The 18,112-nt window shown below is 42.8% G+C and carries 17 protein-coding genes; 9 read left to right on the top strand and 8 right to left on the bottom strand.

Going from position 1 to position 18,112, the window contains the following annotated elements; all coding sequences use genetic code 11:
* Positions 1-136 precede the first annotated feature (136 nt).
* Positions 137-664: a cytochrome b gene (locus INT03_RS11260; protein ID WP_193009022.1), complete on the top strand. Its 528-nt coding sequence runs from the start codon at positions 137-139 to the stop codon at positions 662-664.
* A 109-nt stretch (positions 665-773) separates the two neighbouring features.
* Here the strand turns inward: INT03_RS11260 and minE are convergent, their stop codons facing one another.
* The 5 genes from minE to INT03_RS11235 all read right to left on the bottom strand — a co-directional run bounded on the left by minE (position 774) and on the right by INT03_RS11235 (position 5,671).
* A complete protein-coding gene (gene minE, locus INT03_RS11255; RefSeq protein ID WP_193009021.1) occupies positions 774-1,064 on the bottom strand; it encodes a cell division topological specificity factor MinE in 291 nt (96 codons plus the stop codon).
* Complete coding sequence (gene minD, locus INT03_RS11250; RefSeq protein ID WP_045444058.1) at positions 1,064-1,879, bottom strand: septum site-determining protein MinD; 816 nt, start codon at positions 1,877-1,879, stop codon at positions 1,064-1,066. The genes minE and minD overlap by 1 nt, the downstream gene beginning before the upstream one ends.
* Before the next feature lie 451 nt (positions 1,880-2,330).
* The gene (gene minC, locus INT03_RS11245) at positions 2,331-3,194 is read right to left on the bottom strand and encodes a septum site-determining protein MinC (protein ID WP_193009020.1); all 864 of its coding nucleotides are present in this window, start codon (positions 3,192-3,194) and stop codon (positions 2,331-2,333) included.
* A gap of 126 nt (positions 3,195-3,320) precedes the next feature.
* A complete protein-coding gene (locus tag INT03_RS11240; protein WP_226950354.1) occupies positions 3,321-4,382 on the bottom strand; it encodes a hypothetical protein in 1,062 nt (353 codons plus the stop codon).
* A gap of 326 nt (positions 4,383-4,708) precedes the next feature.
* Positions 4,709-5,671: an acyltransferase gene (locus INT03_RS11235; RefSeq protein ID WP_193009018.1), complete on the bottom strand. Its 963-nt coding sequence runs from the start codon at positions 5,669-5,671 to the stop codon at positions 4,709-4,711.
* Positions 5,672-6,022: 351 nt separating this feature from the next.
* Between INT03_RS11235 and INT03_RS15070 the strand changes: the two genes are divergently transcribed.
* From INT03_RS15070 to INT03_RS11200, 7 genes are all read left to right on the top strand, one after another.
* Positions 6,023-6,676, top strand: coding sequence for an OmpA family protein (locus INT03_RS15070; protein ID WP_055124860.1), 654 nt, complete (start codon positions 6,023-6,025; stop codon positions 6,674-6,676).
* Positions 6,677-7,146: 470 nt separating this feature from the next.
* Entirely contained in the window at positions 7,147-8,607 is a 1,461-nt protein-coding gene (locus tag INT03_RS11225) for an imelysin family protein (RefSeq protein ID WP_193009017.1), read from the top strand.
* A gap of 318 nt (positions 8,608-8,925) precedes the next feature.
* Entirely contained in the window at positions 8,926-10,605 is a 1,680-nt protein-coding gene (locus tag INT03_RS11220) for a di-heme oxidoredictase family protein (protein WP_226950352.1), read from the top strand.
* Between the two features lie 151 nt (positions 10,606-10,756).
* Complete coding sequence (locus tag INT03_RS11215) at positions 10,757-11,905, top strand: imelysin family protein (protein WP_193009016.1); 1,149 nt, start codon at positions 10,757-10,759, stop codon at positions 11,903-11,905.
* 3 nt (positions 11,906-11,908) lie between these two features.
* The gene (locus INT03_RS11210; protein ID WP_193009015.1) at positions 11,909-13,447 is read left to right on the top strand and encodes a DUF1513 domain-containing protein; all 1,539 of its coding nucleotides are present in this window, start codon (positions 11,909-11,911) and stop codon (positions 13,445-13,447) included.
* 2 nt (positions 13,448-13,449) lie between these two features.
* Positions 13,450-14,118, top strand: a complete 669-nt coding sequence (locus INT03_RS11205) for a M48 family metallopeptidase (protein WP_193009014.1) — start codon at positions 13,450-13,452, stop codon at positions 14,116-14,118.
* A 154-nt stretch (positions 14,119-14,272) separates the two neighbouring features.
* Positions 14,273-14,878 carry a methyltransferase domain-containing protein gene (locus tag INT03_RS11200; protein WP_193009013.1) on the top strand — a complete coding sequence of 202 codons (606 nt, stop codon included), beginning with the start codon at positions 14,273-14,275 and terminating at the stop codon, positions 14,876-14,878.
* Here the strand turns inward: INT03_RS11200 and INT03_RS11195 are convergent.
* Both INT03_RS11195 and INT03_RS11190 read right to left on the bottom strand, forming a co-directional pair.
* Positions 14,856-15,539 carry a hypothetical protein gene (locus INT03_RS11195; RefSeq protein ID WP_193009012.1) on the bottom strand — a complete coding sequence of 228 codons (684 nt, stop codon included), beginning with the start codon at positions 15,537-15,539 and terminating at the stop codon, positions 14,856-14,858. The two genes, INT03_RS11200 and INT03_RS11195, sit on opposite strands and share 23 nt — an antisense overlap.
* A gap of 45 nt (positions 15,540-15,584) precedes the next feature.
* Positions 15,585-16,493, bottom strand: coding sequence for a hydrogen peroxide-inducible genes activator (locus INT03_RS11190; RefSeq protein WP_193009011.1), 909 nt, complete (start codon positions 16,491-16,493; stop codon positions 15,585-15,587).
* A 348-nt stretch (positions 16,494-16,841) separates the two neighbouring features.
* On the opposite strand from INT03_RS11190, the gene ahpC reads away from it, so the two are divergent.
* Positions 16,842-17,408 (top strand): alkyl hydroperoxide reductase subunit C, encoded by a 567-nt coding sequence (gene ahpC, locus INT03_RS11185; protein ID WP_045453533.1) that lies wholly within the window; start codon positions 16,842-16,844, stop codon positions 17,406-17,408.
* Between the two features lie 173 nt (positions 17,409-17,581).
* Here ahpC and INT03_RS11180 read toward each other — a convergent pair whose 3' ends face one another.
* Complete coding sequence (locus INT03_RS11180) at positions 17,582-17,830, bottom strand: YdcH family protein (protein ID WP_045444089.1); 249 nt, start codon at positions 17,828-17,830, stop codon at positions 17,582-17,584.
* Positions 17,831-18,112: the final 282 nt, after the last annotated feature.

The raw sequence follows: 18,112 nt of genomic DNA, 5'->3' as shown, positions 1-18,112 counted from the left end.
TATATCAGGGTTATTTCTACTATCAGAGAAATAGGGTTGCCCAATTACTTTGATGATTGCTAATCGTTGAATGAGTGGTTGTTTTGTCTATAACATTGATGATAGATAATTAGTGGTGAGGGTAATAGGACAGCTCATGAATAGTAGCAATTCAAATGTGTCAAAGTGGCCAGTCAGCAGCCGGATATTTCACTGGATCAGTGCAGTTTTACTGTTGGTTACGTGGATAATGATTTTGTTGTACGATAATCTGGATAACAATCTTTATATTGGGTTGCATAAAGCGTTTGGTATTAGTTTGTTATGTTGGATGATAGCACGGGTGCTTAATCGTGTATTTATTAAGGCGCCGCCACCTGTAGCGATGCCAAAGTGGCAGTTATTAGCCTCTAAACTGTCACATTTTGGCTTATATGCCTTATTAATTGCAATGCCAATAGCTGGTTTGCTGATGTCCGTTTATGGTGGACGCCCCGTCGATATTTTTGGCTTGTTTCAAATCCCTGTATTTGTCACACCAGATAGAGGGTTGGCACGCTTTTATAATGACCTGCATACTGATATTATTTGGCCGACCATTATTGCCTTTACACTTATTCATATCGGTGCTGCTCTATATCATCAGTTTGTCAAAAAAGACAATTTAATAGCGCGTATAAAATAATAGTATCAAAATAATCGTAGGCTGCCATAGGTAAACCTACTATTTCATACCATATAAAAAAGCCCTAAGTATCATAACTTAGGGCTTTTTTGTTTTTCTAAGACAGCGCTTATTTTTTGTGTTCAGGTAGACTGATATTCATCTCTAATACGTCTAGGCTGTCCTCAGAACGATGATTGATATTCACATCATCAATCTGTACGCCATTGACGTATTTGTTGACCACTTCTAAAATCTCACGTTTCATTTTTTCGATACGATCAGCTGTTAAGCGGTTGTTTAAGCGATTTTCGCTCGCAACGATAACCTTAAGACGCTCAGTAGCCATATTAGCGCTACCTGCGCTACTACCGTCGTCAGTACCAAATAGGCTACTCCAAAATCCTTTTTTCTTCGTCATCATTGACCTCCAAACCAGCGCTGTAATAGACTCTTTTTCTTCACGTCAATATGACGTAGTGGGCGTTCTTCACCTAAGAAGCGGGCGACGATGTCATCATAACATTGACCAGCAACTGAATCGGTATAATGAATGACAGGCTCACCATGGTTAGATGCTTCAAGCACTGAGTGACTTTCAGGAACAACCCCAAGTAATGGAACTTTTAGGATATCATTTGAAATGGTATCAATGTCCATCATCTCGTTGGCTGCTGCACGCTCAGCATTATAACGAGTAATAATCAAATGCTCACGTACAGAGCCTTGGTTTTCTTCAACCTTTTTGGTCTGGCTTTGCAAGATACCGATAATACGGTCTGAGTCACGCACTGAAGAAATCTCAGGGTTGGTGACGATGATCGCTTCATCAGCATGATACATGGCGAGTTGTGCACCGCGCTCAATACCAGCTGGTGAATCACAGATGATATAGTCGAACTGCTTAGACAGCTCAGACATAACCTCTGCCACCCCTTCGTCTGTCAGGGCGTCTTTATCACGCGTTTGACTGGCGGGTAGGATGTACAAGTTTTCAAGCTGTTTGTCTTTGACCAGTGCTTGCGACAAGCGTGCGCTACCGGTGATGACATCAACAAAATCATAAACAATTCGGTTTTCACAACCCATGATTAAGTCTAGATTACGTAGACCTACATCAAAATCGATAACGACTGTCTTATAGCCACGCAATGCTAAACCTGCGGCAAAAGAGGCACTTGTCGTGGTTTTGCCCACACCGCCTTTACCTGAAGTGATTACAACTATCTTCGCCACAATGGCACACTCCTATGAATCAATGGGATATCTTTTATATAAAAAAATAGCGCAATTGCACATTATTCACATGCTATATATACACTACCTGCGAAGGTAGCCTAGCATAAATAAACAAAAATTTATAGCACGTCCATAGTAAAGCAGAAAAACAGCTTATATATGGATCACAAAGCGGTGCTACCTAGAATTTGTTGGTCAATATTGCCTATTGTGAATAATAAAATAGACGCTGACGAGTAGTGTAGATAGTGGCAGAGCTAGCGATTCATCATAGAACAGTTTTGTTAAATAAACTTACTATAATATTAAATGCGCTGTTTAAACGTTTACTATTGAGATTTTCTAATAAACGTTTTTTGATAAGCGTCATATATGATGAAAATCGGCTTAGCCTGTTTACATTTATAAAAATCACGGACGCATCTATTGTTGTTAAAGGCAAAAGAATTTAAGCGTCATCCATTACCGTAAATACTAAGCCTTCACCTTCGACAAATCTTACTTGTACAGATTTGTCAATCACGTGCTCAGGTAAGTTGTCTCGTAAGCAATAAGTTCCCGCCACTGACACCAAAGAAGGGTTAAAAACTTGACAAAAAATACGGGCATCTTTGTCACCAGTAGCGCCAGCAACCAAGCGTCCTTGGGCACGACCGTAAACGTGCAAGCTATTATCGGTAATCGCTTCCGCCCCGCTATTGACACTATTGGTCAAAATCAAATCACCGCCCACGTGATTCAGGCTTTGTCCTGAACGTAGCATTTGATCGTAAATTAGGCTGGTAATATGCTCAGCACTCATCAGTGTCTCTGCTGTGGCGTTTGCTATCGTTGTTTCTGTATTTGACTCGCTGATGGCTGCAGTATCATTGTTACTGTCTGAATTGGTACTGGTTGAATTGGTGCTGGCTGATTCTGTATGTTTATCATCGGGAGCTTTACTCACTTGAGTTGCAGCTTTCTTGCTAGGTAATATACGCTCAATACGTTTGCCATCAGCAGGGAAGATGGCCAATCGCTGCTCACGGGCTTGCGCATCTAGTGTGCCAGTCACGACGCCAATAGGCTGTAAGCCCCACGACCATAAAAGCTCTACCAATGCTAAGAGATCTTGTTCAACCTCGCTATCGATAAGGACCGGGATATTGCTAGATTTATTACTAAGCGTTGCGGCAAGCTGGGCGTCTATCGCACCTAAATCATCTGTGCTAAATTGCAAACGTGAAAAAGTCAGCATCTTGCCATAAAATGCCAATGCTGGTAATGCTGGCGCGGCGATCGAGCCTTGGCTGTCGTTGTCTGAAACTGTCATATATAAATCCTCAAGAGATAATTCTGTCACTGTATTCACGGTGTTGTTTTTATTATCGAGTCATACCATTCATTTGCTTGCTAAGCCTAATGTTTTGTAGGCAGGGCGTGCTATTAGCAGTATGGATTATAGATGAAGCATCTCTTGATGCTTCCACTGCTGCACTTTTACCTGCGCTTCAAATTCTGTCAAACTGTCATCAATGATACTCGAAATCAAGGTATCTAACGCAGTATTATCCGTATCGATACTGGCAATGCCGTTGGCAATCGCTACCATCAATGAATCGAGGCGTTCGGGGTCTAGAAGGCGTTTATTCAGTGCGTAAACGACGTTTTCACCTATATTGTGACCGACGTGTTGCAGCTGTGATTCAATCAAGCTACCGGCAATCGGTATCATGCGTAGGTAGCGACGCAGCTCAGGCGTATTGGCCAAACCCTCTTCAATAGCATTGCCCATCTCGCTGGCTAATATACTGCCGCCACCTGATGCTGCCGTCAACTCCTGTAGTTTTGGTGCTAGCTCTGTGCGCAGTATCGACAGCACTGCTGCCTCAATCTCGTTACGATTACGAGTTATCGTTGATTCAATAAAAGATTTATGCGTTTTAGGATCGGTCAGTTGCTGCCGAAAGTTTTGAATAGTCGTCAATATGACGCGGTCGGACAGCTCTTCTAATAATAAGTCGATATAGAACCTAATCCGATTGATCCATGGCTGCGGCAGCACTTGGTAACCAAGCTGGTATAAGCGTCGCCCAATGATTACTGCTCGGAATAAACGTAAGGCACGCAGCTGCGGAAAGCACCCCAATACTTCATACCAATGGACAAAAGGAAAAAAGAACCAGCGATAGTAGACGTTTTGTTTAATCGCAATCGCCCAACGTAGCAGTAGCTCAAAGATCAAAAATAGGGTAAAAAATCCACCAGCGGTACGCAAAGGCTCATGTAAGGTATTTTGATACCAACTAAGAGCATCGCTAATACTGAGCCATCCTGCGGCATTGCTACTAAAGCTACTCATCAAGATAGCATCAATACTAATCAATAATAGATCGATACTGATGGCAATAATCATCACGATATCGTAAGTGAGTTTTAAGCGATTTGGCGTTGGTCGGTTTGGCGGTGGCAGCGTATTATCAGGCGGCTGATTGGATACAGGCGCTGAGTCTAGAGGCAGGCTAGTAGAAGAGGAAGCGGGCACAGTCAAACCTTATAAATGATAAATAGCACGAAAAATAAGCGGCTCAAATAGTACAGGGCTATCAAGTCACTAACGGTCAAAAAGTCATGGGCTCATGACTATTCACATTATCAATGAATAGAGCCAAAAAACAACCCATCTTTCATTATAATTACGCATTATCATTTATGAGTTGGGGTTTACAGTCAGCATTTACGAATCGGCATTTAGCATTCAAGTTTAAAACAACAGCGCTCAATCGTAGTTTTAAAACGACTTAAAGTAATTCACCGTTGTATGCCGTTGCTCTGTTAACGATGTCTCTAAGCATTCGGAGCTTTAGGGTTCGTTTCAAACTCAGCCAACATATCAGTAATACGCTGATCTTTTTGCTGCCAAATTTGCTCTACCCAATCAAACATTTGAGATTTTACCGCGTCATCATTTTCGTAACCACCATTTTTAATACCGTTAAATAATGCATCAGGCATCTCAATATAACGCACATCGACGCTCAAACGCTTGATGTTACCTTTCCACAAATCACTATAACTTGGCACACCATCAGGATAAACGATTGTCATATCTAGCATGCCATCGATGTCTTCGCCTAGCGCGTTAATGGCTAAAGATAGGCCGCCTGCCCGTGGCTTCAATAAATGAGTATAAGGAGACTGTTGCTTTGCATGTTTGGCTTTGGTGAAACGCGTGCCCTCTAAGTAATTTAACAAAGTAAAAGGTTTGTCTTTTAACAGGGCACAGGCGCGTTTGGCTTCTTCGATGTCTTTGCCTTGTAGAGCAGGGTTTTTAGCGACGGCTTCTTTAGAATGTCGACGCATCATTGGGAAGTCTAAAAAGTAAAAGGCTTGACCCACAATCGGAATGTAAATCAGTTCAAATTTGGTAAAAAACCGTGTCAATGGCAAGCGTTTTTCACTAATGTACTGCACGATACTGGTATCGACCCAAGACTGATGGTTGCTGACCAGCAAATATTTGCCATTGATGTGAACGTCATCGGGTAAGCTGATGCGCCAATCTTTACGTGGCAACATGTCATCGATCAAGGCACTGTTGCTACTGATCCAATAAGTCGCGATTTTGATAACCGCTTTGTCTGCGATAGGAGCACCAGTGATGACTTTGCCGACACCCATTAACCATAAGGGAATACTACCACCGAAGCTGTTGGCTGCAATAACCCCAGTCGCTGTCGCAAGTGAAACGGCTTTGCCTAATTTAGGGTTGCGTTCGTGTATTTTTCGAATAGTAGATGTCAATCGCATGCTAAATCCTTTTCGGTCAGTCTTATTAGTATATAAATGATTCATTGCCAGTTTTATTGCACAATTTTAGCAGAAACGGTTCAGAGTGTACGAGTGTAAACGTGACTTGTGATAACACCTTGCGCTAATGGGTAGTTAACAGTGAGAACACAAACGTATCCAATCATTGTGAAAGTCTCATTAAATCATTCTGCACTTCTCATACACAGGTGTGACAAAATATTACACATGATTAGATTGTAATTGCCATAATAATGACGAGTGTATATTGAGCATGTAGATGGAATTAACAGAAAATATTTATAAAAAGCACACTTTGTCTATAATTTTTTAAACTTAAGAGGAAATATTATGCGTAATACATTAATGATTGCAGCAGTAGCGTCAGGTCTAGCTCTTAGCGGTTGTGCTACTGATCCAAACACTGGACAACAACGCTTGAACAAAACTGCTATTGGTACATTGGCAGGTGCTCTAGGCGGCGGCGCAATTTCAAAAGCAACAGGTGGTGATAACACAGGTCGTGATGCCGCGATTGGCGCAGCTTTGGGTGCTGGTGTTGGTTACTACATGGAGCGTCAAGCCAAGCAGCTTGAGCAGCAAATGGCTGGTACGGGTGTAACCGTTACGCCAAATGCGAATGGTAATATTGACCTAGTAATGCCAGGCAACATCACTTTCTCATTTGATGATGCGTCTTTAAACCCATCATTTAGACCAACGCTTGATAAGCTTGCTTCAACGCTAAATGAATATAATCAAAACACGATAACGGTTGCTGGTCATACTGATAGCAAAGGTTCTGATGCTTATAACATGAAACTGTCACGAGATCGTGCTTACGCAGTAGCGAACTATTTAAGCGCACGCGGTGTGGCTTCTAGCCGTATCAATGTCGTCGCTTATGGTGAGTCTCGTCCAGTTGCGGATAACAGCACCGAGTATGGTCGTCAGCAAAACCGCCGTGTTGAATTAACCATCAATGCGCCAAACAACGTACGTTAATTCATACAATAGTGTAGCTGTCACTATAGTGTTGAAAAAGGTCAGTGATAAACTGGCCTTTTTTTATGCCTGATATTTAGATTTCAAATTCAAAATGATTTTAGGTATCAGGATTCCGTTAGCTTTAAATCAATTTAAAATATTTTTGGTGTTTCTATTTATAAAACAATCGTTAGCTAAATGGTTATATTAATATTAATTAAATATTGATAATGATTATCAATAACACTATAATTTACAAAGCTTTGTTATTGTGGCGATACTAGGGTAGGTTCTCAGTTCATTTGATTGCCTTATAGATGGACTAAAAATAGCTAAACTTTGTCTAATAGTGTCAAATTCTGGTCAATATCTTGATATTATGGGCGCTGTTTTTCTCATTTTTATCAGCATTATTTAAAATGAGGATATGCCCTAATGCTCTTTATTCAAAGCCCATTTTTCTTTTGCGATACTTTTTGAGGATATGTATGACGATTACCACAGTAACGAGCCGTAAGATTTTACCAACTACTTTAGCTGCTGCGCTTGCAGGGTTGTTAATGGTGTCGGGTTGTACCAAGCAAGCCAAGGAAGACACGGACACTACCGCCGATACGCAAACAGCGGTGCAAGACACAACCGCTGCAGATACGACGAAACTATCAGCGGTTGATCAAGCTTATACCGATAGACTTATGATCAGCTATGCAAACATGGCGCATGCGGCTTATAAAGATTCGCTAGATACTGCTAAAGTCCTGCAAACAGCAGTAGAGACCTATGTGACAACACCAACCCAAGCAAACCTTGATGCGGCAAAAGCGGCGTATAAAGCCGCGCGCCAGCCGTATTCGCAAACTGAGATCTTCCGTTTTGATGAAGGTTTTGTGACAGCCAATGATAAACGAGCACTCGGTAGTATCGATGGTTGGGAAGGACAGGTAAATGCTTGGCCACTTGATGAGGCGCTGATTGATTACGTTAGTGATGGTTATGAAGGTGAATACAATAGCCAAGACAATATCATCAATAGCGATAGCATTACGGTCGGTAGTATCAAACAAGATACCAGTACTATCACTCCTGAGCTATTAGCAGAAATGAATGAGATTGGTGGTAGTGAAGCCAATGTGACGACCGGCTACCATGCGATTGAATTTATGCTATGGGGTCAAGATACCAACGGCGTTGGCGAAGGTGCAGGCAATCGTCCAGTGACTGATTATGTGACTGAGGCGGGCCAATGTACCAGTGGTGAGACGGTCAATGAGGATGCTGGTATATGTGAGCGTCGTGGCGCGTTCTTAAAAGCAGCGACTCAATTATTGGTTGATGATTTGACTGCAATGGAAGCTGAGTGGCAGCCTGAGAGTGAAAATACCTTACGTAGCGATCTGATGGCTCGTAAATACGATAATGGTTTACGCCAGATCATGTATCAGATGGGCAGCCTAGCATTGGGTGAGCTTGCTTCTGAGCGTATACAGGTTGCTTTTGTAACGGGTTCTACCGAAGATGAGCACGAATGCTTCAGTGATTTGACCCATCTAAGCTATGCCAACAATGCCCGTGGTATCCAAAATGTCTTTAACGGCAACTATAAGACAGTCGCTGGTAAGAGCGTTGGTGGTTATGGTGTTAAAAACTACCTCGTTGATACCAACAACAAAGAAGCGGCTGATAAATTGGCGACTGACTTTGCTAAGGTAGAAGCCGCCTTTAATGTGATTGTTGAAAAAGGTGAAAAAGAAGGTATCAAAGTTGATCAAATGATTGCCACCGCTGGTCAAGTAAGCAAACAAGGTATTTCAGCTGAAGAGCAAAATACCCGTCGTAGCTGGATTGAAAATAGTATTACTAGCTTACAAGAGCTGACAGCTGGTATCGAAAATGCGGCAAAAGCGGTCGGTATTGACAATTTAGATGCTGACGCAGGTTCGCAGTTTTAACCGATCACGAATTTACTGGCTTAACAGCAAGCATAGCAGTGATTGACATAGCAGTGATTGACATAGTATTGACCGACATAGCATTGATCGATAATGCCTGACAAGTCGTTATAAGCTAATGAGAATTATTTTCATGGAAAAATAATTTAGGTATAATACACACGTTGTCGACTACCGTTGGCAGCGTGTTTTTTTTACCATATTAAAATAGCCTGATAGGTCAGTACGTCATTACATTGCTGTACCTTATCGACTAGAAGTGAAACACTTTATAGCATGCGATTTTAATGGTTCTAGATTAGAACTAAGGTACTCTTTATGAACACCACGATGAACACCACAAATATTGTAAAAGCCAAAACCCCTACCTCTTTTTATGCGTCTTTTGTCAGCAAAACCACCCTGTTAAAGCCAACGCTTGGTATTCTATGCGTGCTATCTCTTAGTGCTTGTCAGCCGACGAACAGTGTGTCTGATGATATTTCTGAAAACGAAAAATCTGCCATTAATAATGCTGACAACCCAACGCTAACACCTGAACGCTTCCAAACCATCGAAACGCTCGCTGGCGTACCAATGCAGCAATTAGCAAGCTTTGATCCGCAAGAGGTCAAGCAAGGTGGTGATACAGGAATCAGTATTAGCAGCGCTGAGAGTTACTCTAAACCTTCATCAAACTTGACGGCATCACGAAAAGGGCATTTCTTTATTGGTAATGCGTTCTTTCGGCAGCCGTGGGTGATTGCCCCTGCCAGCACTGACAGCCGCGATGGTCTGGGCGCATTGTTCAATGTTGCTGCCTGTCAGTCGTGCCATGTCAAGGACGGTCGCGGTCATGCGCCTATGACCAGTGATGACGATGCTGATAGCTTGCTTATTCGCCTTGCGATGCCAGCGACCACCGATGAGCAGCGTCAGCAACTGCAAAACTCACTTATCGAAAAAGTCGTTCATCCTATGTATGGTGGTCAGTTACAAGATCGAGGTATCCAAGGTGTGCCTGCTGAAGCCAGAATTGCGGTGCAGTGGACAGACAAGCCTGTTACTTTTGCGGATGGTCATGTCGAAACATTGCGTGCGCCCACCTTTAATTTAACCAAACCGGGTTATGGGGCATTTGATGATGATTTGATGGTGTCGCCGCGAGTGGCTTTACCGATGATTGGGCTTGGGTTACTCGAGCAAATACCGGATGAAGCGATTAAAAAACAAGCGGTTGATAATAAAAACAGTACGAATGGCGATATCAGTGGTAAGTTCAACTGGGTGATGGATCCACAGACTGGCAAGCATGCCCTTGGACGCTTTGGTTGGAAAGCAGGGCAAACCAAGCTTATCACCCAAAACCAAAGTGCTTTTAATGAAGACATGGGCTTGACCTCAAATATCCGTCCTCATGAATCCTGTATGCCGACACAGACGGCTTGTATGAATGCGACGACTGGGGCTGATGAGCAAGGCAATGGTAAGTCGCCCGTCGAAGTCAATGATGAAGTGGCTAAGTTTGTGGAGTTTTATACGCGAAATTTGGCAGTACCGCATCGGCGTGATGCTGACGATACGCTAGTGCTAGCGGGCAAAAAACGCTTTTATGATATGGGTTGCCAAAGTTGCCATACACCAAGATATCAGTTGCCAAAAACTGACGATGACCATCTTGAGCAGCATGGACAAGTGATTTATCCTTATACGGATTTGCTATTACATGACATGGGTGATGATCTTGCCGATCGCACGATTGCTGGAAAATTACCCGCAAAAAATATCCAAGTTGAGTTTTTAGCCAATTCTTATGAATGGCGTACGCCTGCTTTATGGGGCATTGGTCTGGCGCAAACGGTCGATCCACAAGCAACATTTTTGCATGATGGTCGCGCCCGTACGTTGATGGAAGCGGTGTTATGGCACGGCGGTGAAGCCCAGGAGCAACAGCAAAAAGTACTCAAACTCGACAAACAAGGTCGTTCTGAATTGAATGCGTTCTTACAGTCATTATAGAGATAAGGTCATTTATCTATGCTAAATGACTGAGCAATAACTGAGAAAATAAGTAAGTGTTGATAAGGTTATCCGCCCAATCAAACACTAGAGACTAGAGCTTGTAAAGATTAGAATTTAAACCATTATTGATAATAATTTTGAGAAATTTATGAAAATAAACCATGCTTTAGCGGTGGCCTTATCGGCCTTAAGCGCAGGCTTGCTGATCAGCTGTGTCAAACCGGCTGATGACAATAAAGCGCCAGAAGTAGATAGCCAAAAAGTTGCGCAAGACAGTGCGGCATCTACCAGCGCAGCAGAAAAAGATAGTAGTGGAGATAAAATTACCGCTGTCGATATTAGTGCCGAGACTGAAAAGACCTATTTGACCCATGTGGCAAATGACATTGTCATTCCAGCCTATGCGGATGCCGCAAAGCAGAGTGATTTATTGCATGATTTGGCACAAAAGCATTGTCAGCAAGCACCAGTCAGCGGTGACGAGTTGCAAGCACTGCGCGATCAATGGCTAGTGCTCGCACAAGCATGGGCAGGCGCTGAGATGATTAACTTTGGTCCAGCGACCGCCAGTATGAGTAATTTATATATCAATTACTATCCTGATGAGCGCGGTCTGGTACACAGTGGCGTTGCCGATCTAATCGCTGCCAATCCTAAGCTCACCGCTGAGCAATTGGCTAACGAGAGCGCCATCGTGCAAGGGGTGCCAGGATTAGAAGAAGCGTTATATGCCAATGACAGTCTGGATGCTGCTCAATGTGCTTATGTGATGAGTGCAAGCAGTGCTTTGAGCACGCGCCTAAAAGATATTGAGCAAAACTGGCAGCAAAATGCCACTAATCTATTAGCCATTGATAAAACGGCTGACAGCGATCAAGGATTGAATCAATGGTTTAATTCTTTACTCTCGTTGGTTGAGACCATGAAGTCTAATGCCATCGATCAACCGTTAGGCTTAACAGGAAAGGCAAAAGGTCATTTGCCAGCCGCTACCGCAGAGCAAAGCCGTGCCATTATCAATGCTAAATTGGCGACATTGAATGAAGTAATGACGGATCCCGTTTTGACCGCTATTTTGGGCAGCAATAATGAAAATGAAGTAGCGGATAACTTATCGACCGCGCTTGCTGATGCCACGACATTGTTAGCGCAAATGCCAGAAGACCTAGGGGCTGCTGATAAAGCCACTCAACAAGAGCTTTATGATCACCTCACGACTATCACACGTATTATTAAGCGCCAATTGATTCCGACACTGGGTATCCGTGTGGGCTTTAACAGTACTGATGGCGATTAAAAAATGCACTCTATCGATGCTAAGACAGCAAAAAAATCACAACAGCAGCTAGAAGATAAGCAGTCTAATAATGAGCTGCTAGCGACATCAGCATTGACGATGCTTTCTACTGTAATGGGTACCGTAGCGCTTGTCAGTATTCATCATCGTTATCGCAAGCAGCGTCACCCTGATGCCAGCTTGCAAGATTATGTGGTAGGCATACGCTCGCAGTTGCAGTCGTTAACCTCCACACCAAAACCCCAGCTAGCACGGTTTAGTCACGCCTATCACCAAGCCGCTGCTGCATGGCAGCACGCTTATCATTTACCGATAGATGATCGGCAAAATACCAATCATCATCGCGTCGCTGACTTTAGTGCGCTACATACCACCACCGTACTGACGCGACCCATTTGTTGGGTTAGCGGTGTCGCCTCTATGCCAAAAAACAGCGTATTAGCAAATGATGATAGGCGTGATGACAATGATTTCGGTGTGGTCGGTATCGATGCCGATAGACAAATCGTTTGGCAAACCACCATGCCTGAACGTGTCCATGATATTGTCGTCCAGCCCGTTGCTGATATTCAAAATACATTTATCGGTAGTAGAAATAGAGACGTCGTGGTGATGGGTCGCCGTCCGAGCGAAAAGTTTTGGGTATTAGACACGACAACTGGACAAGTAAAGTTTGCTATTAAAGCATCTACTTATCGTCATTTTTATGGGCATGCTTGTTATAGTTTAGATGGCAAGTTGCTGTATGTGACCGAGAATGACACCATAAGTTTAGATGGTAAAATCGGTATCTATGATGTTTATGATAATTATAAAAAAATAGCAGAGTATGACTCGCATGGTATTGGACCGCACGAGCTGATTATGCATCCTGATGGCGAGACATTGGTGATCGCTAACGGCGGTATCAAAACCGAGCAAGCGTCGCGTGAAGAGCTAAATCTAGACAGCATGCGTCCTTCATTGGTTTACCTTAATCGTCATACTGGTGTTTTACTTGAGCAGCTTGCGCCTGAGCACAATCAAATGAGCGTGCGACATTTAGCCATGCATGACGATGGAACGGTGATGATAGGCATTCAATTCCAAGGCGAAAAGCATATCAATGTGCCGTTAGTATTGATGCATAAACGCGGTGATACTGATTTTAAAGCGCTCATTATGCCTAATAATCAATGGCAGCGCTTTCATCAGTATATCGCCAGTGTAGCGGTCGATAGTGCGCGTAACCTACTATGCGTGACCACACCGATTGGCGGTTGTGCAGCGATTTATGATTTAAACACTCGCACCTTGATAAATGACGTTAGCCTGCCAGATTGTGCGGGGGCATCAGTGTTGTGTCATCAGAGCGCTAATAAGACAGACAATCATGATGTGCAATCAGGTTTCATCGTTAGTGATGGTCAAGGTCAATTGACCAGATTAACGGTCAATGATTTATCTATACCAAACTCAGACATCGTCACTACAAATCAAGCTATCGTTAAAGACAGTCAATGCCATATGATGTCCTTTGATAATCATCTGCAAGCGCTCTGAGCATGAATGTACCGCCAGCATATCAGTCTATTTTATTAGACAGCGCTAAACATTGTTTGGCGCAAGCAGGTATTGAGCTACATATCAGCAAAAAGCGGGTCAAAAATATCAATTTCCGCTTAAAGCCACATCAATTACTGGTATCTGTACCACTATTTATTAGCCCAGCCGAAGCTGCGCAGGCTGTGATGAAACGCGTGTCATGGGCGATAGCAAACCATCCGCAAGTATTAGAGCAGTATAAACGGCAACAACTTGCTTTAGCGCAAGCTTTAACTGCTGATAGTACTTTGCTATTGTGGGGTAAAGAGCAACCGTTCACTTTAAACCATGATGAAAAACTTGCCTATTATCGGCAACATCTTTCTGAAGTGATACCTGCATTATTTGCAAAGTGGCAACCGATTGTCGGTGCGACAGCCAATGAGATACGCCTTAAAAAAATGCATACGCGTTGGGGCAGTTGTAATACGCGTGCGCGCCGAATTTGGTTGTCTGTGTATCTGCCTGCTTATCCTATTGCGTGCACCGAATACGTCATCGTCCATGAGCTGTGTCATTTACATCATGCCAATCATAGCCGTGCCTTTTGGCAAACGGTCGCAACCGCAATGCCAGATTATCAGCATTGGCACAATATGCTGGCAGGGAAGACTGGAAAATTAGATTAAACGATTTCTCTAAATAATATCCATAATCGTAAGGCTTGTCCTCATTTTTATCACCATCTTTAAAATGAGACACGCTCTAATAAGCCTGATATGATAAGAAATAACGATACAAATCGTGTCGTTTAAATAATAAGTTTGTCTACAGGGATGTCATATGGAAAACGTCAATCAAGCGGAATTTTGGCAGCAGCGTTATGAGCAAGATAGTATCGGTTGGGATATGGGACAGGTATCGCCACCGCTCAAAGCTTATATTGACCAACTGCCCGAATCTGCCAAAGAGCAAGCGATTCTGGTGCCGGGTGCGGGCAATGCTTACGAAGTAGGTTATTTACATGAGCAAGGATTTACCAATGTCACCTTGGTTGATTTTGCCCCAGCGCCGATTGCAGCGTTTGCTGAGCGTTATCCTAACTTTCCAGTTGAGCATTTAATCTGTGCCGACTTTTTTGAGTTATCGCCTGAGCAGTATCAGTTTGATTGGGTGCTTGAGCAGACGTTTTTTTGTGCGATAAATCCATCACGCCGTGACGAGTATGTGCAGCAGATGGCAGCGTTACTGAAACCGAATGGTAAGCTGATTGGTTTGCTCTTTGATAAAGACTTTGGACGAAAAGAACCACCGTTTGGCGGCACAAAAGCTGAATATCAGCGGCGTTTTGAGCAGCGTTTTGATATTGAAATCATGGAGCCAAGCTATAATTCGCATCCTGCACGGCAGGGCAGTGAGTTGTTTATTAAGATGCGTGTAAAAGCGTAATTTCGTGCTCAATATTTTTTCGCACCTGTTTTTCTAACCGTGCATAGTAATAATCTGTCAGATAAAGCGTTGGATGTGCCAGTAATTCTTTTAATACTGCCATGCGTCCGACGCGATAATCGCCATCTGAGACATGCGTATACTCTTGGCGTACAGCGTGAGCATAGTGTTCATACTCCGACCAAGATGACCCTAAAACACTTAAGTCCATATCTAGGAAATAAGCGGCATCGCTGTATTTTTCTCTCTCTTTAGCCTCGTTTGACCATTTGTCAATTTGATGACTAGCCGTCATCATAATCAGCGCATAGATATGTTGGCATTGCTCCGCACTTAAATAACCAGTTAATGACTCTACTGCATATTCTGCACTTTTAAGCTCATTATCTGAGCGCGTCGGTTCATATATCACATCATGATACGACAGTGCTAACGCAATGATATGCGGCTCATGCAAATTATCCTTAACCTGATCGAACTGTCCAAACAACTGCTGAATATGCTGCAAGGTATGATAAGTACGCTGCGGCTCGTTATAACGCATGGCGATATCCTGCCAAAGTATGCTCACTTGCTCTAGCGTGATATGGCTACTCATAGCGGATAAATGCTGCGTAAAAATCGTACTAAGCTCAGTATTTAGTTGCGATAAATCGTCCATCGTTAACCTTCGTTTGATAACTGCTGGCAATTTATAACCAACAGATTATTCTTTATTAGCAGCATCTTCAAAGGCTTGCTTAAACACTTTACCCAATAAATTGACATCATCGACGCGGGCGTAGTTCAAACGGGTGACAAAGGCAATATGACGATGCGGCCCTTTCTCAGCGAGTGGTATCGCGACGGCATTTTGGTTTTGCAGATGCAGCTGGTCGAGCGCCATTTCTGGCACCAATGTCGTCCCCATATTGGCAAGTGCCATCTGTATAAGGGTGTTTAGACTGGCATCTGAAAAGCTTGATTTCATCTGTGCACGGTCAAAATGACAGACAGACAGCGTCTGATCGGTCAAGCAATGCCCTTCGCCGAGCAGCATGAGGTTGGCGGTTGCCAGCTCATCAGCGTTGATGGTCTTAAGCTTGGCATGCACATCATCTTTTGGGAATACGGCAAAAAAATCCTCGCTCCAAAACTCAAAGCTGTGCAAACCATCAACCGCATAAGGCAGCGCAATAATAGCGGTATCAATATGACCGTAACGCACTTGCTCTAGCAAACGCTCCGTTTGTTGCTCAACGATGGTCATACGAAATTCTGGATAATTTGCTCGCAGGGCAGGTAAGACTTTTGGCAGCAGATAAGGCGCAATCGTTGGAATGATACCGACAGTCATCGGATACGCCAGCGGCGATTGATGGCTATGGGCGCGTGTGGTCAAATCATTGACTTCAGAAAAAACTCGCTGCGCCCGTGTTAAAATGTCTTCACCAATCGGGGTAATCAATACTTGCTTATTATTACGCTCAAAAATCTGCGTATCCAGTTGCTTTTCTAACTCGGCGATACCCAAGCTCAGTGCCGATTGCGAGATATTACAGTCTTCTGCTGCACGTTTGAAGTGACGGTGTTTGGCCACTGCTAAAGCAAACTCAAGTTGACGTAAAGTAATCATAAAACCTCTCTATTAATGGGTTTTTAACGTGATATATTATGCTGATTCATTTGGTGTACCAATTCGATATCCAAACTCGATGTCATCTTAACGTAACCTAACGGCTGTATAGTGACTGACGCATGCTCTATAGTGGCTTACGCATAATGCACTGATGATAAAAAGTAGAGAGAATAGTTTAACAAGTTTAATAAAACAAAACATCACATTAAAAACTTTTAACTGGATTAACGATAGAATTCGCGTATAGTTTGTCAGGTAGCCCAAAGCAGTAAAGGCTTAATAGAAACAATCATACCAAGAAATTTTAATCAACTTAACTATCAATCAACTATAAAGGAGCCAATCATGGCGTCTATTATCAATCAAGAAATCCCAGAATTTTCAGCTGATGCGTATGTTAATGGTGAATTCAAAACCATCACTTCAGAAGACGTAAAAGGCAACTGGGCAATCTTTTTATTCTACCCAGCTGACTTTACCTTTGTTTGCCCAACTGAACTTGAAGACATGGCGGCTCATTACGACGAGCTTAAAGGTTTGGGCGTAGAAGTATACTCAGTATCTACTGATACTCATTTCACGCATAAAGCATGGCATGATTCTTCAGAAGCGATCGGTAAAGTACAATACCCAATGATCGGCGATCCTACTGGCCGTATCACTCGTGGCTTTAACGTCATGATCGAAGAAGCAGGTTTGGCTGAACGCGGTACATTCCTAGTTGATCCAGACGGCTTGATTCAAGTTGCTGAGATTCATGCTGGTGGTATTGGCCGTAGTGCAAAAGACATGCTACGTAAAGTGAAAGCAGCTCAATATGTTCGTGAAAACGATGGCGAAGTTTGCCCTGCCGCTTGGGAAGCTGGTCAAGAAACGCTAAAACCAAGTCTTGATTTAGTTGGTAAAATCTAACTCTTGATTTAACGAACTGGCTCAATACTTTAGATATTTGTAGTGCTGTATATTATACTTTGAATCAAATCAGCATTATAAGTGAAGACCCCATCAGCATAAGTTGATGGGGTCTTTTTATGTTATTTATCAATAAGTATTTTTATTCATGCATCGTGATAATAAGTGCAGCGCTAAGCATGAGATTGTAGTTTGTTTTTATCAATTATCTTATAAATCTCATCTTTTAAATGCAGTTTTCGTCGTTTCATCAGTTCAATTTCTTCATCGCGACTGGTGTGTGTCACCAAGTTTTTATCCAACTGATTAATCTGCTGATCTAGCTGGGTATGCTCATCAAAGATCGTCGCAAAATGACTGTCTTTTAGCTTAAGCTCAGCAATAATGTCTTTGTTATCTTGCCATGTATCAGTCTTTCTCATGTTGTCATCCTTGTTATGAAGCGCAAGTTTGCAGTAAGCATCCGCGCATGGTCGTAAGATTGTTTTGATGAATTGCTATGATTTTGAGACTTGATTTTATTAAGCCAAAACACTATTTAGCTCAATATGGATAAGACCTAATAGTAGCAGAAAGCTTCTTTGATAAACTTTCATAAAAGACAATCTGCAACGAGGGAAATAGGAGTTTTTCCTATTAGCCTCATTTGATTGTAGCGAAAAAATAGCCTTGTTACTATGAGAATAATCTACATATAGATTAAA

Source organism: Psychrobacter sp. PG1 (genome assembly GCF_014897815.1).
Classification (GTDB): Bacteria; Pseudomonadota; Gammaproteobacteria; order Pseudomonadales; family Moraxellaceae; genus Psychrobacter.
Note: the sequence above shows the minus strand (reverse complement) of the source record. Positions and strands in the feature narration are given on the sequence as shown.

Coding starts and splice junctions, on each gene's coding strand:
- INT03_RS11260 (WP_193009022.1), top strand. CDS start 137: ATGAATAGTAGCAATTCAAATGTGTCAAAGTGGCCAGTCAGCAGCCGG.
- minE (WP_193009021.1), bottom strand. CDS start 1,064: ATGACGAAGAAAAAAGGATTTTGGAGTAGCCTATTTGGTACTGACGAC.
- minC (WP_193009020.1), bottom strand. CDS start 3,194: ATGACAGTTTCAGACAACGACAGCCAAGGCTCGATCGCCGCGCCAGCA.
- INT03_RS11235 (WP_193009018.1), bottom strand. CDS start 5,671: ATGCGATTGACATCTACTATTCGAAAAATACACGAACGCAACCCTAAA.
- INT03_RS15070 (WP_055124860.1), top strand. CDS start 6,023: ATGCGTAATACATTAATGATTGCAGCAGTAGCGTCAGGTCTAGCTCTT.
- INT03_RS11225 (WP_193009017.1), top strand. CDS start 7,147: ATGACGATTACCACAGTAACGAGCCGTAAGATTTTACCAACTACTTTA.
- INT03_RS11220 (WP_226950352.1), top strand. CDS start 8,926: ATGAACACCACGATGAACACCACAAATATTGTAAAAGCCAAAACCCCT.
- INT03_RS11215 (WP_193009016.1), top strand. CDS start 10,757: ATGAAAATAAACCATGCTTTAGCGGTGGCCTTATCGGCCTTAAGCGCA.
- INT03_RS11210 (WP_193009015.1), top strand. CDS start 11,909: ATGCACTCTATCGATGCTAAGACAGCAAAAAAATCACAACAGCAGCTA.
- INT03_RS11205 (WP_193009014.1), top strand. CDS start 13,450: ATGAATGTACCGCCAGCATATCAGTCTATTTTATTAGACAGCGCTAAA.
- INT03_RS11200 (WP_193009013.1), top strand. CDS start 14,273: ATGGAAAACGTCAATCAAGCGGAATTTTGGCAGCAGCGTTATGAGCAA.
- INT03_RS11195 (WP_193009012.1), bottom strand. CDS start 15,539: ATGGACGATTTATCGCAACTAAATACTGAGCTTAGTACGATTTTTACG.
- INT03_RS11190 (WP_193009011.1), bottom strand. CDS start 16,493: ATGATTACTTTACGTCAACTTGAGTTTGCTTTAGCAGTGGCCAAACAC.
- ahpC (WP_045453533.1), top strand. CDS start 16,842: ATGGCGTCTATTATCAATCAAGAAATCCCAGAATTTTCAGCTGATGCG.
- INT03_RS11180 (WP_045444089.1), bottom strand. CDS start 17,830: ATGAGAAAGACTGATACATGGCAAGATAACAAAGACATTATTGCTGAG.